The 19406-nt window shown below is 42.6% G+C and carries 19 protein-coding genes; 15 read left to right on the top strand and 4 right to left on the bottom strand.

Features of this window, described 5'->3' with window-relative positions; all coding sequences use genetic code 11:
* Positions 1-123 precede the first annotated feature (123 nt).
* From NBH14_RS02990 to rpmA, 6 genes are all read left to right on the top strand, one after another.
* Positions 124-678, top strand: coding sequence for a nitroreductase family protein (locus NBH14_RS02990; protein ID WP_186958796.1), 555 nt, complete (start codon positions 124-126; stop codon positions 676-678).
* Complete coding sequence (locus NBH14_RS02985; protein WP_128133773.1) at positions 675-1442, top strand: Rossmann-like and DUF2520 domain-containing protein; 768 nt, start codon at positions 675-677, stop codon at positions 1440-1442. The genes NBH14_RS02990 and NBH14_RS02985 overlap by 4 nt, the downstream gene beginning before the upstream one ends.
* Positions 1435-1956: a KdsC family phosphatase gene (locus NBH14_RS02980; protein ID WP_007657803.1), complete on the top strand. Its 522-nt coding sequence runs from the start codon at positions 1435-1437 to the stop codon at positions 1954-1956. Before NBH14_RS02985 ends, NBH14_RS02980 begins: the two co-directional genes overlap by 8 nt.
* A 16-nt stretch (positions 1957-1972) precedes the next feature.
* Positions 1973-2563 (top strand): Maf-like protein, encoded by a 591-nt coding sequence (locus tag NBH14_RS02975; protein ID WP_186958797.1) that lies wholly within the window; start codon positions 1973-1975, stop codon positions 2561-2563.
* A gap of 139 nt (positions 2564-2702) precedes the next feature.
* Positions 2703-3020 (top strand): 50S ribosomal protein L21, encoded by a 318-nt coding sequence (gene rplU, locus NBH14_RS02970; protein ID WP_128133771.1) that lies wholly within the window; start codon positions 2703-2705, stop codon positions 3018-3020.
* Positions 3021-3042: 22 nt separating this feature from the next.
* A complete protein-coding gene (gene rpmA, locus NBH14_RS02965; RefSeq protein ID WP_186958798.1) occupies positions 3043-3309 on the top strand; it encodes a 50S ribosomal protein L27 in 267 nt (88 codons plus the stop codon).
* A 150-nt stretch (positions 3310-3459) separates the two neighbouring features.
* On the opposite strand, the gene NBH14_RS02960 is transcribed toward rpmA, so the two are convergent.
* A complete protein-coding gene (locus NBH14_RS02960; RefSeq protein ID WP_250817127.1) occupies positions 3460-4671 on the bottom strand; it encodes a sensor histidine kinase in 1212 nt (403 codons plus the stop codon).
* Complete coding sequence (locus NBH14_RS02955) at positions 4668-6020, bottom strand: sigma-54-dependent transcriptional regulator (RefSeq protein WP_186958800.1); 1353 nt, start codon at positions 6018-6020, stop codon at positions 4668-4670. The genes NBH14_RS02960 and NBH14_RS02955 overlap by 4 nt, the downstream gene beginning before the upstream one ends.
* A gap of 214 nt (positions 6021-6234) precedes the next feature.
* Between NBH14_RS02955 and NBH14_RS02950 the strand changes: the two genes are divergently transcribed.
* The 3 genes from NBH14_RS02950 (at position 6235) to NBH14_RS02940 (ending at position 9821) form a co-directional block, all read left to right on the top strand.
* Positions 6235-6933 carry an ABC transporter ATP-binding protein gene (locus tag NBH14_RS02950; RefSeq protein WP_186958801.1) on the top strand — a complete coding sequence of 233 codons (699 nt, stop codon included), beginning with the start codon at positions 6235-6237 and terminating at the stop codon, positions 6931-6933.
* Positions 6934-6945: 12 nt separating this feature from the next.
* On the top strand, positions 6946-9327 hold the full coding sequence (locus NBH14_RS02945; protein ID WP_186958802.1) for an ABC transporter permease: 2382 nt from the start codon (positions 6946-6948) through the stop codon (positions 9325-9327).
* Between the two features lie 98 nt (positions 9328-9425).
* Positions 9426-9821, top strand: a complete 396-nt coding sequence (locus NBH14_RS02940; protein WP_222622082.1) for a DUF4143 domain-containing protein — start codon at positions 9426-9428, stop codon at positions 9819-9821.
* 6 nt (positions 9822-9827) lie between these two features.
* On the opposite strand, the gene NBH14_RS02935 is transcribed toward NBH14_RS02940, so the two are convergent.
* A complete protein-coding gene (locus NBH14_RS02935) occupies positions 9828-10292 on the bottom strand; it encodes a YdeI/OmpD-associated family protein (RefSeq protein WP_186958803.1) in 465 nt (154 codons plus the stop codon).
* A 179-nt stretch (positions 10293-10471) separates the two neighbouring features.
* Here NBH14_RS02935 and NBH14_RS02930 point away from each other — a divergent pair, with 179 nt between their 5' ends.
* The 6 genes from NBH14_RS02930 (at position 10472) to NBH14_RS02905 (ending at position 16760) form a co-directional block, all read left to right on the top strand.
* Positions 10472-10879, top strand: coding sequence for a DoxX family membrane protein (locus NBH14_RS02930; protein ID WP_186958804.1), 408 nt, complete (start codon positions 10472-10474; stop codon positions 10877-10879).
* Positions 10880-11106: 227 nt separating this feature from the next.
* Positions 11107-12123 carry a DUF1848 domain-containing protein gene (locus NBH14_RS02925; protein WP_186958866.1) on the top strand — a complete coding sequence of 339 codons (1017 nt, stop codon included), beginning with the start codon at positions 11107-11109 and terminating at the stop codon, positions 12121-12123.
* 119 nt (positions 12124-12242) lie between these two features.
* A complete protein-coding gene (locus NBH14_RS02920; protein WP_186958805.1) occupies positions 12243-13460 on the top strand; it encodes an ATP-binding protein in 1218 nt (405 codons plus the stop codon).
* 23 nt (positions 13461-13483) lie between these two features.
* On the top strand, positions 13484-14017 hold the full coding sequence (locus NBH14_RS02915) for a C40 family peptidase (RefSeq protein ID WP_128134629.1): 534 nt from the start codon (positions 13484-13486) through the stop codon (positions 14015-14017).
* A 79-nt stretch (positions 14018-14096) separates the two neighbouring features.
* Positions 14097-15371 carry a serine--tRNA ligase gene (gene serS, locus NBH14_RS02910; RefSeq protein ID WP_007657816.1) on the top strand — a complete coding sequence of 425 codons (1275 nt, stop codon included), beginning with the start codon at positions 14097-14099 and terminating at the stop codon, positions 15369-15371.
* Between the two features lie 96 nt (positions 15372-15467).
* Entirely contained in the window at positions 15468-16760 is a 1293-nt protein-coding gene (locus NBH14_RS02905) for a DUF3472 domain-containing protein (RefSeq protein WP_186958806.1), read from the top strand.
* Between the two features lie 142 nt (positions 16761-16902).
* Here the strand turns inward: NBH14_RS02905 and NBH14_RS02900 are convergent, their stop codons facing one another.
* Complete coding sequence (locus tag NBH14_RS02900; protein ID WP_186958807.1) at positions 16903-19359, bottom strand: CoA-disulfide reductase; 2457 nt, start codon at positions 19357-19359, stop codon at positions 16903-16905.
* Between the last annotated feature and the right edge of the window lie 47 nt (positions 19360-19406).

The following is a 19406-nucleotide window of genomic DNA, read 5'->3' as shown; positions in this document are numbered from 1 at the left end:
CTAACGCGAAAAATGAAGGAAGCGTATATTCAGCGTGTAAAAAATCTTTATCTTTGTCCTGTTCAGAAATATCTTCCTCACAGAATGAAGATGATTAATTAACAGCTACAAAATAAGATAAAAATGGAGAGTTTTGCAACACTGATAAAGAATAGAAGAAGCACGCGTAAGTTTACCGACCAGTTGCTTTCACCTGAACAAGTCGAAATGGTTTTAAAGGCTGCATTGATGGCACCCGCTTCCAAGCGTAAAAATCCTTGGCAGTTCGTTGTGGTGGAAGATAAGGAAATGTTGAAAAAACTGGCTGGTTGTAAGCCGGCCGGAGCTTCGTTTCTTGAAAGTTGTGCACTGGCTGTTGTGGTAATGGCGAATGTAATGGATAGTGATGTCTGGGTAGAAGACGCCTCGATCGCTTCTATCTATATGCAACTTCAGGCGGAAGATCTGGGGCTGGGCAGCTGTTGGTGTCAGATACGTAACCGGCAGACGGAAGATGATGCGGATGCCAATGTGTATGTCCGTAACCTGCTGGATATTCCTTATCAGCTGGAGGTGCTCTCGATTATCGGTTTCGGTTATAAGGACCAGGAACGCAAACCGTTTGATGAAGCTCATTTGCAATGGGAAAAGATTCACCTGGGCACTTATAAAATGCCGGAAGAAAACAAGGAAGCATGAAAATAGTTTTTATCGGAGCCGGAAATCTGGCGACACGTTTGTCGCTTGCCATGCAACGGGTTGGTATGCAGATTGGTCAGGTGTACAGCCATACAGAGGCGAGTGCCCGTCAGTTGGCAACACGACTGGGGTGTCCGTGGACGAATGATTTATCCGCTTTGCAGGAAGATGGCGATCTGTATGTCTTTTCACTGAAAGATACTGTCCTATCTGATGTAATATCGAAGGTCAAACCGAATAACGGTATGTGGGTCCATACGGCGGGAAGTATGCCGATGAGCGTATTTGAAGGATATGCCCAACGTTTCGGAGTTCTTTATCCTTTGCAGACATTCAGTAAGGGGAGGAATGTGAATTTTGATGTGATTCCCATTTTTCTGGAAGCAAACACGGATAAGAATGCGGATTATCTGAAGAATATAGCCAGCGCACTTTCTGAGAATGTTCGTTTCATGTCTTCGGAAAAACGCCGGAGTTTGCATCTGGCGGCTGTCTTTGCCTGTAATTTTACCAATCATATTTATACATTATCTTATAAGTTACTGGAAAACGAATCCATTCCGGCAGATGTTCTTTTGCCGCTTATCGATGAGACAGTATCGAAAATACATTCCATGCCGCCGGCTGTGGCTCAGACCGGGCCGGCAATCCGGTATGATGAAAATGTGATCAATAAACACCTGGCTATGCTGGACGATCCGGATATGCAAGCGATCTACCGGCTTCTCAGCCAAAGTATACATAAGGAGGCCCAAAATGAGTAGTATCAATTATGACCTGACAAAGATAAAAGCATTTGTGTTTGACGTAGACGGCGTGCTGTCGTGTGATGTGGTATCACTTCATCCCAACGGCGATCCGATGCGTACAGTCAACATCAAAGACGGTTATGCCCTGCAACTGGCTGTAAAGAAAGGTTACCAGGTCGGGATTATTACCGGTGGCTATACGGAGGCTGTGCAAATCCGTTTTTCCCGCTTGGGTATCGAACATATATATATGCGGAGTGCCGTAAAGATACACGATTTCAATGATTTCCTGCAAAAGACGGGATTGACACCTGAAGAAGTGATGTATGCCGGAGACGATATCCCCGACTATGATGTGATGAAGCGGGTAGGCTTGCCGGTTGCTCCGGCGGATGCAGCCCCGGAAATCAAGCAAATAGCGAAATATATATCCTTATGCAAAGGGGGCGAGGGTGTTGCCCGTGATGTGATAGAACAAACAATGAAAGCACAAGGCCATTGGATGAGCGCAGAAGCGTTCGGATGGTAATAAACAATGAAGAATTATGCTAGCTAACCTACAACATTACCGAATCGTGCTGGGATCTAACTCACCCCGGCGAAAAGAATTATTGGCCGGACTTGACCTCAAATTCGAGGTTGAAGTAATTCCCGGCATCGACGAATCATATCCTGATGACTTGACGGCAGACGAGATACCTGCTTATATCGCCCGTAAAAAGGCAGAAGCGTATCTGGAAAAAATGACGGATAACGAATTGCTCATTACGGCTGACACAATCGTTGTCACTTATGGGCAACCGGATCGTATCCTGGGCAAACCGGCCGACCGTGAGGAAGCAATCGAGATGCTTTGCCACCTGTCGGACCATGTACATGAAGTCATCACCGGCGTTTGCCTGACAACTAAACAGAAAACGGTTTCTTTTTCTGTTTCTTCGGCAGTCGCCTTTTCCAAATTGGAAAAGGATGACATTATATATTATGTAGATAAATACCGTCCTTACGATAAAGCCGGCAGTTACGGGATACAGGAATGGATCGGTTACGTCGGGGTAGAAGCTATCAACGGCTCATTCTATAATGTAATGGGGTTGCCGGTGCAACGGCTGTATCAGGAATTGAAAAAGTTTTAAATAAAAAAATTACGACAATTCTTGCATAATATATTCGGAAACAGTACTTTTGCAGTCTGAAATTCCGCAGAGGGTAAACAAGTGATATGGAATATGTATCCACCCCCGGGACATAACCTGTTTAAATATAAAAAGACAGATGTACGTAATCGTAGAAATTAACGGACAACAGTTCAAAGCTGAAGAAGGTAAGAAATTGTTCGTTCATCACATTCAGAACGCAGAAAGCGGTGCTGTTGTTGAGTTTGACAAAGTGTTGTTGGTTGACAACAATGGTGATGTAAAAGTAGGTGTTCCTACAGTAGAAGGCGCAAAGGTAGTATGTGAAGTACTGTCTCCGCTGGTAAAAGGTGATAAAGTGCTGATCTTCCACAAGAAGAGAAGAAAAGGTTATCGTAAACTGAACGGTCACCGTCAGCAGTTCACTGAAGTGAGTATTAAAGAAATTGTTGCTTAACGTTTAAAGGAGAAAAGAAGAAATGGCACATAAGAAAGGTGTGGGTAGTTCTAAGAACGGCCGTGAATCACAAAGTAAAAGATTAGGTGTTAAGCTTTTTGGTGGTGAAGTTGCTAAAGCTGGTAACATTTTGGTTCGCCAGAGAGGTACAGTTCATCATCCGGGTGAAAACGTTGGTATCGGTAAAGATCATACGTTGTACGCTTTGAAAGATGGTGTTGTTACTTTCCGTAGAGGTAAAGAAAACAGATCATTCGTTTCTATCCAGGAAGTTGTAGCAGAAGCATAAGATAGCTTTACTCGAAGAAAATAAGGAAAGCGGAATTCCGAAAGGAGGTTTCGCTTTTTTTGTGTGGTTTCGCTTCCTGTTTCATGCAGGGGAAACAACTGTTTCATGCGGTAGAAACACTTGTTTCTTCTTGATGAAATAAATGCTGGCTTAGGGACTGAATAAAATAGTGAAGGCACTTCCTTCTTTCTCCTGGCTTTGCACGTGCAGCTTTCCGTTATGCAGTTTGACGATTTCCCGGGAAATGCTCAGACCGATACCGTTACCGTTTTTCTTGGTACTGAAAAATGGAATGAAAATCTTGTCACGGATTGAGTCGGGGATACCCCTGCCATTATCGGCAACGGTGATGTAAGGATGTCCTTCTGAGTCAAACCCAGAGAAAAGATGTATTTGCGGATTTTCTTTTTCACTTGTGGCATAGGTGGCATTGGTTATGAAGTTGATGATAACCTGTTCAATCAAATCCCTGTCCATAAAGGCGGTGACTTCAGGAGCGTTTGTCTTTAGCGTGAAAGCGATCCCTTTTTGTTGAAGGGAAGGATTCATCAGGGAATGAACAGAACTCAGCAAGTCATAGAGATTATATGATTTCATATCAGGTACTATCTTTTGGCTTAGATTGCGATAGGTTTCAGCAAAACGCAGTAGGCCTTCACTTCGCCGGTGAATTGTATCCATCGCCAGTTCCATATCTTTCAGATCTGTGGTAGACGGTTGGGATACATTTTCTTTCAATGTATGTATTTTTCTTCTGAGCGTATCCGAGAGGGATGAGACGGGGACGATAGAATTCATAATCTCATGAGTCATTACATTGAGTAATCCTTTCCAGGCACCCGATTCGACTTCTTCCATCGTTGCGCTTACATTATGGAATGCGATTAGTTTGTAGGTTTTCCCTCCGGTTTGAAAGACGGAAGCGTTTGTCATTGTTTTGATGGTTTGCTTCCGGGCATGGATCGTTATCAGGGTACTTTTGTTTACCGGGATATCGAGCAGTTCATTGAAAAGGTTTTCGTTTTGCTTTTTCAGCCAGTTGATATTCTTGATATGGGGAATGTTGAGCAGGGTCGTAAAAGAGTCATTCATCCATAGTGATTCATGGGTTTCCACATCATAGGCGAGGATACCTGTATCGACCAGTTCCAGCATCTCTTTCAGGTAATGCTGCTGTGCTTCTTTCTCGGCCGCCAGATTCAGGAAGGCATCCGCGATAGACTGGAACCGGGGATATTTCTTTGAAAAATCTCTGTTAATGATGGACTCGGCAAATTCGTCGATATCCTGTTTTGTTTTCCTGCGTACATATATTATATATAGCAGAAGTATAACTATTAGGATGGATAGGGCGATCGTCATAGTCCGTGTTTTTCTAGCCGGCGGTATAAAGCTCCCCGGGTTAATCCCAGTTCTTTTGCCGCTTGCGATATGTTTCCGTTATGTTTTTGAATGACCTGTTCGATGGCTGTCTTTTCCAGATCATCCAGATTATGTGTTGGTATCGGTTGGGCATTTTCTTCCTGTTGCTCTAAGGGAGAGAAGGTGATGTCTTCCGCTTTCAGCACATCGCTGTCGGCCATGATAACGCCTCTTTCTATGGTGTATTGCAGCTCGCGTACGTTGCCGGGGTAATGATACAGCATCAGTTTCTTTTTGGCTGAGTCGGCTAAACGGAACTTTTGTTTGAAATACTTTTTCTCATATACTTTCAGAAAATGTTCTGCCAGCAGGATAATATCTTCGCCTCGTTCACGTAAAGGCGGTACGGTTATCTCTACTGTATTGATTCGGTAAATCAAGTCTTTACGAAACTTTGCTTCGTTGGCTAATTCCCGTAATGGCAGGTTGGTTGCTGACAGCAGACGGATATCTATCGGCATCGGTGTATTGGCTCCGAGACGGGTTACTTCACGATTTTGCAGCACGGTCAGCAGTTTGGCCTGCTGTTGCAAAGTTATATTTCCGATTTCATCCAGGAAAAGTGTTCCTTTGTCTGCCGCCTCGATTAGACCGGTACGATCTTCACGCGCATCTGTAAATGCTCCCTTTTTATGTCCGAAAAGTTCGCTCTCGAAAAGGGTTTCCGTCAGGGAACCTACGTCTACTTTTACAAATGGCTGATTCCGGCGAAGGGATGACTGATGGATGTAGCGGGCAACAAGATCTTTTCCTGTTCCGTTTTCTCCCAGGATCAATATGTTAGCATCGGTAGGTGCTATCTTTTGTAATTTATGGAACAAAAGCTGCATGCTTTCCGAGTTTCCGATAATCTCTATATCAGTATTTCTTTTATTTGTTTTTTCTTTACTGTCCGGAGTTGCCTGTTTCCGAAGTGTCTCCGACAGGATATTCAGCAGATGCTCGTTATGCCAGGGTTTGACGATAAAGTCGGCGGCCCCTTCTTTCAGGCTTTTGATGGCCAGGTCTATATCTGCATAGGCTGTAATCATAATGACTGATAGGGAAGGTTTCCGTTTTTTTATTTCCTTCAGCCAGAACAGACCTTCGTTGCCGGTGTTGATGGAGCTTCTGAAGTTCATATCCAACAAAATAATGTCTATATCATTCTCTGTGACCAGCTTATGAATGTTGTCCGGGTTCGTTTCTGTCAGTATTGTTTTCACTTCCATCTTCAGCAAAAAACGTACGGCGGTCAGAACGTCTTTATCATCATCAACAATCAGTATATTTGCCTGGTGTAAGTTCATAATTACTCTTTTTAGTAGGTTGCAAATATATCAAGAATGAAGTGAATGCCCAAGTCGTTCCTGTTTTTTGTCCATTGGCATACATAAGGTGTCCGTTTATGGACACTATTCAAGGGCGGTCGTTTTGTTAATGGGTTAATATATTGGGGATTGCTGTTTTGGCATATCAATTGTTCCGGATTTATATGTAACATGCTAAATTATTCATAAGACTATGATTAGAATAAATGATTTGAGGAAAGTCTACAGGACGGAAGAAGTGGAGACAATTGCTTTGGATAATATGTCGCTTCATGTAAAGGAACATGAGTTTGTTGCTATTATGGGACCGTCGGGATGTGGAAAGTCTACTTTACTGAATATACTGGGATTGCTTGATGATCCTGATTCGGGTTCCTATCTTTTTAATGGGGTTGAGATTACCGGATTAAATGAAGACAAACGTTGCGATTTGCGAAGGGAGAATATCGGTTTTGTTTTCCAGAATTTCAATCTGATAGAAGAGTTAACTGTATTTGAGAATATCGAATTGCCGTTGGAAAATTGCGGAATGAAAGCCTCCCTCCGCAAAATGAAAGTAGAGAAAGCCTTGAAAAGCGTCCTTCTCAATCACCGCCGTAACTATTTCCCGTCGCAGCTTTCGGGCGGACAACAACAGCGTGTGGCGATTGCCCGGGCGGTTGTCAATGATCCGAAACTGATCCTTGCAGATGAACCAACCGGAAATCTGGATAGTCGTAACGGCCTGGAAATAATGGATCTGCTGACTATGCTCAATGATGCCGGAACCACAATCGTTATGGTAACACACAGTGAACACGATGCCCGTTACAGCCACCGGATTATTCATATGCTGGATGGGAAACCTGTTTCGGAAAATTTCCTGAAAGAATTAGCTTATACCGCGAACTAAAAAACTTACACAATGAATATAAGAAGATCTCTCCGGATTATTTTCCGGAACAAAATATATAGTTTCTTGAATATCCTGGGACTGGCAATCGGAATTACTTCGGCTGCACTTATCTTTCTCTGGGTGGAAAGTAAAGTGAATTTCAACAAGGCAATCCCTAATTCCCGGAATATATATGTCAGTGCATCTCATTATTTTCCTGTCTCGAATGAATGTATAACAAGCTTCGAATCAAATTCTATGCTGTCAAAAGTTTTGGAGGACGAATTTCCGGAAGTGAAGAGTTGTAGCAGATATAATGCTCAGACAGTCGTTTTTGTCCCTGAAAATACAACAGACTCTTTTGAAGAAAAGGGAGCTTATGCCGATTCTACTCTCTTTAATCTGATCGGAATGAAGTTCATAAGTGGTGATGTCTCTTCCGCTTTCGAACCGCAATATTCCATTGTCCTCAGCCGGTCGATGGCTCGAAAGATATATAACGAAGAAGATCCGATAGGAAAGGGACTGATTCATGAAGGAGTTATATATCAAGTAACGGGAGTATTTGAGGATATGCCCGGTAATACTTCGTTCCAATTTGAATGGCTGATACCTTTTCGTGTCTTCGTAGAGGAAATGAAAAATGTTTTTGATGTAAACGAATGGGGGGCTTCCTGGCTGCAAACTTATGTCGAGTTGGAACCGGGAGTGGATCTGGGGCAGTTGAATGAGAAACTGAAAGGACTCGCCTTTCGTAAAGCCGGGCCGGCTTGTGAGAGTATTCAGATATTCCTTTATCCTCTTAATAAAATGCTTTTATACGGTCAGTTTAAAGATGGGGTGGAAACTGGTGGCGGCTACATAAAGACTGTCTCCCTTTTCTTTCTGATTGGAGTGTTGATACTCTTGATTGCCTGTATCAATTTTATGAATCTATCGACTGCACGTTCCCAAAAACGGGCGTTGGAAGTCGGAGTGCGGAAAACCTTTGGAACCAAACGAAAACACCTGATCCGGCAATTTCTGGTAGAATCGGGGTTGATAACATCAATAGCTCTTTTGCTGTCGGTCGGATTGATCTGGTTGAGTCTTCCCTGGTTTAATGAATTTATAGGCGTTCAATTATCCTTTAGTCTGCTCGATCCGACGATTGTGACCGGACTGGTGGCGATCGGATTGTTTTGTACTTTTCTGGCCGGTAGCTATCCAGCGTTGTATCTGTCCTCTTTCAATCCGTTGACTACGTTGAAAATGCAGAAAGTGAGTAAAGGGGGAAGTGCCGCATGGATACGTCAGGGGTTGGTTATCTTTCAATTTACGATGGCATTTATCCTGATTTGTAGTACTTTCGTTATTTATCTTCAGATACAGCTGGTACAAAAACGGGATATCGGTATAAAAAAAGAAAATCTGGTAAGTTTTCCGGCCACTGAAGAATTGTGCAATGCGTCTTCGGCTGTGCGGAATGAGCTGATCAATACCGGTGTAGTAGAAAATTGCGGGTTTTCAGCCAGTCCGATTCTGAAATCGAGTATGCGTACTAATCCCTGGTATTGGAATGGAAAAGATCCGGAAGATGATGCCTATATTTCTTTTAATTTTGTGTCGGAAGGTTTGATAGATGCTGCCGGGATAAAACTGCTTGACGGAACGGATATCGATCCGGCTAAGAAAAATAATAAGGGAGGGGCAGGAATCCTTATCAATGAGACTCTGGCAAAAAGAATGGGAAGGGAAGGCCGTGTAGGAGGACAAATCGGTCAGTCGCCTGATCACAAATGGGAGATAGTTGGTATTATGAAAGATTTCGTGTTCGATGATTTTTATACACTAGAGCCGGCGTCTGCTTTGTTTTTCTATGATCCTCAAAGAACGTATATATTGTTTGTTCGTCTGAAACCGGATATCGATACGTATGAAGCGATAGGGCGGGTACAGACGGTATTGCGTTCTTTTACACCGTATCATGCGTTTGAGCCGACCTTTATGACCGACCGTTTCGATGATATGTTTGAGGATGAACATCTGGTAGAAAAGTTGTCTGCCTTATTTGCCATGCTGGCAATTTTTATCTCCTGTTTGGGGTTACTGGGATTAAGTGCCTTTTCTGCTGAACAGCGAACAAAGGAAATCGGTGTCCGCAAAGTATTGGGGGCTAAAATAATAGATATACTATTTTTGTTGGGAAAAGCGTATATGATACTTTTACTTATTTCTTTTGTAATAGGTATTCCTGTATCTTTATATGCCGCTAACCACTACCTGAAGGATTATGCCTACCGGATTACACTCGGTTGGGATATTTTTGCAGGAGTGGCCTTGCTGATAACCCTGATTGCTTTGCTGACGGTTAGTTTCCAATCGTTAAGAGCAGCTCTCAACAATCCGGTGAAGTCTATAAAGACGGAGTAATTCGTATCCAAAAGAAAGTAAGTACAGACTTTGGATATAGTTTTTATTGTTCACTTGCCTATGTTTTTGGGTGGTATAATGGAAATTTTGCCTATGTTTTGGGACGTAAAGATATACTGGATACCTGGCAGGGAGCCATAGCTGAACATATTGTTGCTCAGGAATTGCGTGTTGTTCTTAATGATAAATATATTCAGCATCTTAACTTTTGGGTACGTGATAAACAAGGAACCAGTGCTGAAGTCGATTTCATTTGGCAATCAGGATTAATTTTAATTCCGATTGAAGTAAAGTCCGGGCATAACGCCCATTTACGTTCGCTCCAGTCTTTTATGGATTTATCATCAGGTGATATTGCCGTAAGAATCTGGAGTGGACCGTATTCTATCGATCAGGTATCTACTCCGAAAGGGAAGAAGTTCCGGTTGATAAATATCCCTTTTTATTATGTGGGTAGCTTACCTTTAATCCTGGAAAAGGTTATTAATCAATAGTGTCCGTTAAATCTTCTCATTCTTCTGTATCATTGTTATCGTTTTGGCAATGCGGTTGGCTTTGGTTTGTTCTGTTTTTGCAGAATTAATCCAATCTATAAATGCTTTTTTTTGACCATGTTTATATTTTTCGAATTTCTCTAAGAGACCATCCTCATTTTCCATGCATAACAATAATTCTTCGGGTATTATTAATGGCGTTTTATCTTCATACAGTGTAATATGTACGATATCAGGAGCTTGCTTTTTTATTTTCTTTCTTATTTCCGATTTTACAGCCAGACCTATATGTCCGTTTCCGATAGGCATCAAATGTACATTGGAAAACTCATAGTTATCTATTTTCCCTTTTACTTTTAGCATTCCAAAAGGAGTCTTAGGCATTGGAATTTCCGGTATTTCGACAAATGTCCAACTTTCAATTTTACCTAATACATAATCTTTGTCTACTAATGGCTTTTCTGTTTTCATTTTGCAATATTGATAGTAAGGTTACAAATATAGACCATTGTGGCGACAACAGTATGTCAGTAGGTGAAATAATCTTCTTTCAACTACAGAAAGCAAATATTCGAAACATTTTATATATCTGTTTGGTTAAATTATTAAACAAACTATCTTTCATTTTACAGAACTAATGCATAATCGGTATGAATATAAAAACAGATTATTTTGCTTTGTTTGCACGCATAGCTATTGCTATGAGTTTTTTGTCTGCGGTGGCTGATCGTTTCGGATGGTGGGCTCCTGTATTGGGAAGTGAAAATATAGTTTGGGGTAATATGAGTAACTTTATTGCGTATACCGGAGTTTTAGTTCCATGGGTATCGAAACAAGTTTTACCGGTATTGGCTTGGTTGGTCACTATTGCAGAAGTTGTTTTCGGAGTGTTGCTGATTATCGGTTACCAGAAACGTATAGTAGCTCTTCTCAGTGGTGTTCTATTATTGACGTTTGCGTTTTCAATGATGTTCTTCTCGAGTTTAAAAGCACCATTGGATTATAGTGTATTTACGGCATCCGCATGTTCGTTCTTGCTCTATAAGAATAGTAAATAGGTTGCTATTATCATAAAACTTAAGTATTTGAATACAAATACAATTGTATTTAGAAACAAAAACAGTTGTATTTGTAACTAAAAACAATTGTATTTTTGAGAGGGTATAAAATCAGAATTGGTGTTGCTTGTTTCTATTACTAATGAATATACAATGGAAAAGCACGAATGTCAAGAGGAATAATGGCATATTGTGTAGATACGAACTATTTCGTGTATTTTTGTTGGATGGGAAGAGATGAGTCTATAGATATAATAAATGATGGTGGCGAACTTGTTCAGGCGAAGTCTCCTGTTATTATCTCTGCCAGCCGTTCTACCGATATACCGGCTTTTTATGCGGACTGGTTTTTCCATCGGTTGGATAAAGGGTATTCTGTGTGGATTAATCCTTTTAATAATGTACGAAGCTATATTTCTTATTCAAAGACTCGGTTGATTGTTTTCTGGTCTAAGAATCCTCGTCCGCTTTTGAAGTATTTGAGGCGGTTGGATGAAACGGGTATTCATTCATATATCCAGTTTACATTGAATGATTATGAAAAAGAAGGGTTGGAGAAGAATGTGCCGCTCTTGCAAGAACGGATAGATACGTTTAAACGATTGGTTGACCGTCTGGATAGCGACCGGGTTATCTGGCGCTTTGACCCGATGGTGCTGACCGACCGGATTTCTAAAGATGATTTACTGGAAAAGGTTGAGCGTATCGGAAATCAGTTAAAAGGGTATACGAAGAAGCTGGTATTCAGTTTTGCTGATATTCTGGAATACAAAAAGGTGAAAGCGAATCTGGAAAAGAATCATATTAATTACCGGCCTTTTGAGAAGGATGATATGGAGTATCTGGCGAGAGGGTTGATGGGTTTGAACAAATCCTGGGATTTTACGGTAGCAACCTGTGGAGAGAAAATAGGGTTGGAACAATATGGGATTGTCCATAATAAATGTATAGATGATGAATTGATGATAAAATGTTTCTCCGAAGATAAACAACTGATGGATTTTATCGGCTATCATCCCGAGAATGTTCAATTGGAACTTTTTGGAGGAAAGAGTAATCCTTCGAACAAGGATAAGGGACAAAGATTGTTTTGCGGATGCATAGCCAGTAAAGATATTGGCATCTACAATACCTGTCCGCATAAATGTGAGTATTGTTATGCAAACTCTTCGAAAATGATAGCGGAAGCTAATTATAACCGACACAAACAGAATCCTTACTTTGAATCGATAGTAGGAATGTGATGGTGTTTGTGGTTATACCCTTAATAAAGTTATAGTATTGTATGGTTTTTAGGGTTATAACCCTAAAAACTTTTGGAAAATCTATTATCTTTGTGGTTATATCCCTAAAAACTATTCACATGATAAGTAGAGATTCATATATAGAACAAATAGAGCCATTCATAAATAAACCTTTTGTTAAGGTTATGACCGGTATCCGGCGAAGCGGCAAATCTGTTATTCTGCGTTTGTTGAAGGATGAACTGCTGCGACGCGGAGTACTTGAAGACCATATTATTTATATGAATTTTGAAAGTTTTGAATGGATAGATATACAAGATTCAAAGATATTGTATAGTTATATCCGTTTCCGTATTGAGGATAAGGATACCTATTATATCTTATTGGATGAGATACAGGTTGTTGCGGAGTGGGAGAAAGCCGTTAATTCCTTTTTGGTTGATTTTAACTCTGATGTCTATGTTACGGGTTCCAATTCAAATATGTTGTCTTCGGAGCTTGCAACTTATCTTACCGGCCGTTATGTGAGTTTTCATATCATGACACTTTCTTTTAAAGAATATCTTCGTTTTCATGATATTGTTTTAGGAGGGCATGATGTGAATATGAAAGAGGAATTTATTAAATATCTTCGTTCCGGTGGTTTTCCGGCTATTCATACGGCTGATTATACATATGACGCTATTTATAGAATAGTATACGATATCTATTCTTCTGTGATTCTGCGTGATACAGTTCAAAGGAATAATATCCGAAATATCGAGCTGCTGGAACGCATTGTGAAATTTGCATTTGATAATATTGGTAATAAACTGAATGCGAAGAATATAGCAGATTATTTCAAAAGTCAGCATCGTAAGGTGGATTTAAATACGGTCTATAATTATTTGAATGCATTGGAAAGTGCATTTATTATTCAGCGTGTACCTCGTTATGATGTAAAAGGGAAAGATGTTTTACAAACGAATGAAAAATATTTTGTCAGTGATTTGTCGTTGATTTATGCAGTGATGGGATATAAAGACCGGATGATTGCTGGTCTGTTGGAAAATCTGGTTTATCTGGAATTAAGGCGTAGGGGATACGATGTTTATGTGGGTAAGCAAGATGATAAAGAAGTTGATTTTGTGGCCATTCTTCGTGATGAGAAAATATATGTACAGGTTACTTATCAGCTATCATCTTCTGCTACCATTGAACGGGAGTTTGCTCCGTTACTGTCTATCAGTGACCATTATCCCAAATATGTGGTAAGTATGGATGACTTTTTCCGGGAAAATATAGAGGGGGTGAAACATTGTTATATAGCTGACTTCCTGTTGAGTGAAAAACTTTAATATACATTTTTAATGCATAATCTATGACGCGCAAGAATTTCATTATATCATATCTTTGGCTGTATCTGTTTGTATTGGTCCTGACATCCTGCGGCAGTAAGAAACGTGTGGCGCTTCCGGCTGATTTTAAAGGGCCGAAAGAATTGTCACGTTTATATGGTGTGCGTATTACGCCGGATGATAATATCTTTCTTTATAATGAAGGGGCGAAATGGCTGGGGACACCTCACCGGATGGGAGGAAGTACCAAGCGGGGTGTGGATTGTTCCGGGTTTGTGGCGATTGTGTTTCGCGAGGTTTATGGAAAACAGTTGGCACGTTCGTCGGCGGATATGCTGAAATATAATTGTAAGAAAGTCAGCCGTGGCAAATTGCAGGAAGGCGATTTGGTGTTTTTTAAAACAGGAGGAGGCAAGAAAAAGACGCCTAACCATGTAGGAATTTATCTGAAGAACGGGAAGTTTATCCATACCAGTACTTCCAGGGGAGTAATGGTCAGCAGCTTGAGCGAACCCTATTATACCCGGAGCTGGATAACGGGAGGACGGGTGAAGTGAGATATTTTTGTAAACATCTGAGCGGAAGTTGCTTTTTTATGTATCTTTGCATTTCAAAATAAATAAACATAGAGCAAGTATGTTGACGCTTAAAATGATTACGGAAGAAACAGACCGCGTGATTCGTGGTCTGGAGAAGAAACACTTTAAGGGTGCAAAAGAAAGCATCGCTAAGGTGATTGAACTGAACGATAAAAGACGTAGTACACAGAATCAATTAGATACAAACCTGGCAGAGGTTAATTCGCTGTCGAAAGCAATCGGTGGCCTAATGAAAGAAGGCAAAAAAGAAGAAGCCGAAGCAGCTAAAAAGCGTGTTGCCGAAATCAAGGAACTGAGCAAGGGCATTCAGGCTGAAATGGACCAGGCTGCGGAAGAGATGCAGAACCTGCTTTATACAATTCCGAATGTGCCTTACGATGAAGTGCCCGAAGGCGTTGCTGCTGAAGATAATGTGGTAGAAAAAATGGGCGGTATGGAAACAGAACTGCCGAAGGATGCACTGCCTCATTGGGAATTGGCTAAAAAATATGATTTGATTGACTTCGACCTGGGTGTGAAGATTACAGGTGCCGGTTTTCCGGTTTATAAAGGACAGGGCGCTCAGTTGCAGCGTGCTTTGATAAACTTCTTCCTGGATGAGGCACGCAAATCCGGTTATATGGAAATCATGCCGCCAACCGTGGTAAATGCCGCTTCCGGCTTCGGTACCGGTCAGCTTCCGGATAAGGAAGGACAGATGTACCATTGCGAAGTGGACGACCTTTATCTGATACCGACTGCCGAAGTGCCGGTCACCAATATCTACCGTGATGTAATTATCGATGAGAAACAGTTGCCTATCAAGAACTGTGCCTATACACAATGTTTCCGTCGCGAAGCCGGTTCTTATGGTAAAGATGTACGCGGTTTGAACCGTCTGCACGAGTTCTCTAAAGTAGAACTGGTTCGTATCGACAAACCGGAGCATTCTAAGCAGTCTCATCAGGAAATGCTGGACCACGTGGAAGGTCTGCTCCAGAAGCTGGAACTTCCGTACCGTATCCTGCGTCTGTGTGGTGGCGACATGAGTTTCACTGCCGCTCTTTGCTTCGACTTCGAAGTATATTCGGAAGCTCAGAAACGTTGGTTGGAAGTAAGTTCTGTTTCCAATTTCGATAATTATCAGGCTAACCGTCTGAAATGCCGTTATCGTGATGAGAACAAAAAGACACAACTGTGCCATACGCTGAATGGAAGTGCATTGGCTTTGCCGCGTATCGTTGCTGCATTGCTTGAAAATAATCAGACACCTGAAGGTATCCGCATTCCGAAAGCGTTGATTCCTTATACAGGTTTCGATATGATTAAATAATTACCTTAGTTTATCTACGGACAATAAATAGAAAAACGGGACAGAAAGTAGCGAGGTTTACTTCTGTCCCGTTTTTGCTTTAAATCTAAAATAAGAATGAATAAGATTAAACAAATTATCCTGTTCGGCATAGCTGTCTTGATGTGCAGCTGCCAGAGTAAACCGATGGAACTGTCGGCTGAGGCGGTATCGGTTCCGTTAGGCGGAAACACTTATGTGACTGCCGGAAAAGAGAGTGCGAAGGTTTCGACCGATGGTATCAAATCGTGGACGGGGACGGATGCCGTCCTGTCGGCGTGGTTTAAAACCAGCCAGCCCGGTGATTTGAATCTTTTCCTGAAAGGGAAAGCGGCAGACGGATCGTCGACTGTAAAGGTTACTTTCGGAGGAAAAAGCTTTACTGTAAAAGTGACTGAAGCAGAGGAAACGGTTATTCCGGTAGGGAAGGTATCCGTTACGGAACCGGGTTATATCCGTGTGGATTTGCAGGGAGAAAAGAAAGAAGGCGCTCAGTTTGCCAATATCTCCGAACTGCTGATAGACGGGCCGGCTGCACAGGAACCTCTTTATTTTGTGCGTAACTTTGAACCTTACTGGGGAATGCGCGGACCTTCCGTACATATGAAATATACATTGCCGGAAGAATCGGTCGAATATTTCTACAATGAAATAACGGTTCCGGAGGGAGAAGATAAGATTGGCAGTTACTTTATGACGAATGGTTTCGGTGAAGGTTATTGCGGTATCCAGGCGAATAGCGATACGGAACGCCGTGTCTTGTTTTCCGTATGGAGCCCGTTTGAAACGGACGACCCGAAAGCGATACCGGAAGACCACCGCATCAAGCTGCTGGCGCAGGGAAAAGATGTACATATCGGAGAGTTCGGTAACGAAGGATCGGGGGGACAGAGTTATCTGAAATACCCTTGGAAAGCCGGACAAACTTATCGTGTCATTACCCGTGTTCATCCGGACGGTAAAGGGAATACGGCCTATTATGCCTGGTTCTTTGCTCCTGAAGAGGGCGAGTGGCGGTTGATAGCTGGTTTTTTGCGGCCGCAGACAAACGCTTGGTACACCGGAGCACATTCTTTCCTTGAAAACTTTATGCCCGGCCAAGGTTATCTGGAACGTAGCGTGCATTTTGGAAACCAATGGGTCCGTACGGCTAAAGGAGAGTGGAAAGAACTTACCGAAGGCATGTTCACTTATGATGCCACTGCCCGTGCCGGCGTTCGCCAGGATTATGCCGGTGGGGTGGAAGATAATATGTTCTTTCTCCGTAACGGCGGCTTTTTCAATGATAATACAGAGTTCAAATCTGTTTTTACACGTCAGCCGAACGGAACAGCTCCGGATGTCGACGTAACGACATTACCCCTGAAATAGAGGCTTATTTGTCAAGAAAAAAAGCATAGGACCTTTGAAATCAAAATAAGGGACTTTTGTAAGCAAAGCATATATGTTTTAAACGCAAAACATATATGCTTTTTTTATGGGGTATATATCCTTTGGGAAAGAACCGGAATGTTTAGATGAACAGGTTTACATTTGCATCTTCCGCCCGTTCAAGATAAGTGGCTACTCCGCCAAGCGTGACATTGTCCATCAGTTCCTCTTTTTTGACACCCATCACATCCATACTCATGGTGCAGGCTATCATTTCGACACCGTTCTCTGCGGCTTGAGTGATGAGGCTTTCCAGGCTGTCGATATGCTTTTTCTTCATGATGAGGCGCATCATCCAACTTCCGGTACCACCCATATTCATTTTCGACAGTTTCAGTTTACCGCTGTGGGCGGGAAGCATCCAGCCGAACATTTTGCCGAATATATCTTTTGAAACAGACGGTTTCTGCCGTTTCTTGATGACATTCAGTCCCCAGAAAGTGAAGAACATGGTTACTTTCTTGCCGGTCGAGGCGGCTCCGTTGGCAATAACGAAGGAGGCAAGGGCCTTATCCAGGTCGTCACTGAATACAATCAACGTCTTGTTGTCCGCACCGTTCACCATTTTACAGGAACTTTTAGGTTCACCTTTTTCGATTGTGGCATGGATGACTCCCGATTTATTCTCAACTCCGACCAGCTGTGCTCCGGTCATATTGCACCAGGCGGCTACATCTTTCCCGAATCCCTGGTCGGTGGCGGTTATCAGAAGACGGTCGCCTGTATTTATTTCAGCATAATGCTTTTTCAGCTGCATGACAGGACCGGGGCATTGAAGACCGCAGGCATCAATCCGGATGGTCTGTTGTGAGGGAGAAGAAGACGCGGCGGCAGTAGACGCTTTTGGTGTCTTCGCTGTTTGGGAATTACCTTCTGTTTGTTTGGAAGCTATTCCAGCTGTTGCTACACTCCATGTTTTGAAACCTCCCGACAGGTTCTTTACATTTTTATAACCATGCTGAACCAAAATGCGGTAAGCCAGATATCCGCGCAATCCGATGGCACAAGTCACTACGATTGGTCTGTCGGTTGGCAGTTCCGGCAGGCGGCTACGCAGTTCGTCGACCGGGATATTGATAGCTCCCGGTATGGATCCCAGGTTATATTCGTCGGCAGTGCGTACATCGACCAACAGGGTATTGCTGCCTAGCTGTGCTATGTCGCGCCAGTTAATGGTTTCGACTTTTTTGGTAAGGATATTCTCTGCTACATAACCAGCCATATTGACGGGGTCTTTGGCTGACGAATAAGGAGGGGCGTAGGCCTGTTCCAGTTCGGTCAGGTCGTAGACTGTTCCTTTGCGTTGTATTACCTGGGCAAGCATTTCGATTCGTTTGTCTACTCCGTCGAATCCGACAATCTGGGCACCGTATAACTGTCCGTTGTCCGGTGAGAATACTATTTTTATAGACATCGGAACGGCTCCCGGATAATAACCGGCATGAGAAGCCGAGTGGGTGTATGATGACTGATAGGGGATGCCTTCCCGTTTCAGTAACTTGGCATTGGCACCGGCGGCAGCGACCGTAATATCAAATACTTTGGCAATAGAAGTGCCTATCGTACCTTTATAAGTTTCGCGATTGCCGAATACGATATTATCGGCTACGATACGTCCCTGTTTGTTCGCCGGACCAGCCAGCGGGATTAAAGCCGGTTTACCTGTTACCGGATTGAGCACTTCGACAGCATCTCCCAGGGCATAAATGTCCGGGTCAGAGGTCTGTATATAATCGTTTACGGCAATCCCTCCCAGGGTTCCGATGGCCAGTCCGGCTTCTTTGGCCAGCTTTGTTTCAGGACGTACACCGATACTGAGGATAACCAGGTCTGTCGGAATCTGTTTGCCGCTCTTCAGGTGGACGATGATACCTCCGTCCGTCTCTTCAAAACGTAATACGCCGTCTTCCAGACGCAGGTCTACCTTTTTTTCAATCAGTTGCTGATGTACGATAGCAGCCATTGAATAATCGAGCGGAGCCATTACCTGGTTAGCCATCTCGACAACGGCGATATCAATACCCTGGTCGTGCAGGTTTTCGGCCATTTCGAGTCCGATGAATCCGCCGCCTACAACTACTGCATGGCGGGGATGCTCCCGGTCTATATACTTTTTGATCGTATCGGTATCGGGTACGTTGCGTAGGGTGAATATCTTTTTGCTGTCGATACCTTCGATGCCGGGACGCAAAGGTTCGGCTCCCGGAGAGAGTACCAGTTTGTCATAGCTTTCGGTATAAGACTGTCCGGTGCGGAGATTCTTCACTTCAACGTTTTTTTCTTTGGGATGGATAACGGTTACTTCCTGTTCGGTCCGTATATCAATATTGAAACGGGCGGTAAAACCTTCGGCAGTTTGTACGAACAGTTTATCACGCTCTGCAATGACGCCACCGATATAATAAGGTAGTCCGCAATTGGCGTATGATACATATTTGCCCCGTTCAAACAGGATAATGTCTGCATTTTCGTCCATTCTTCTCAGACGTGCGGCGGCTGTTGCTCCACCGGCTACTCCTCCGATTACTAAATATTTCATCTTACTTTCTTTGTTATTGTTATTATACATATTTTCTAATGGAAAAT

Origin of the sequence: Parabacteroides caecihominis, assembly GCF_023656785.1 — a bacterium.
GTDB lineage: Bacteria > Bacteroidota > Bacteroidia > Bacteroidales > Tannerellaceae > Parabacteroides > Parabacteroides segnis.
Note: the sequence above shows the minus strand (reverse complement) of the source record. Positions and strands in the feature narration are given on the sequence as shown.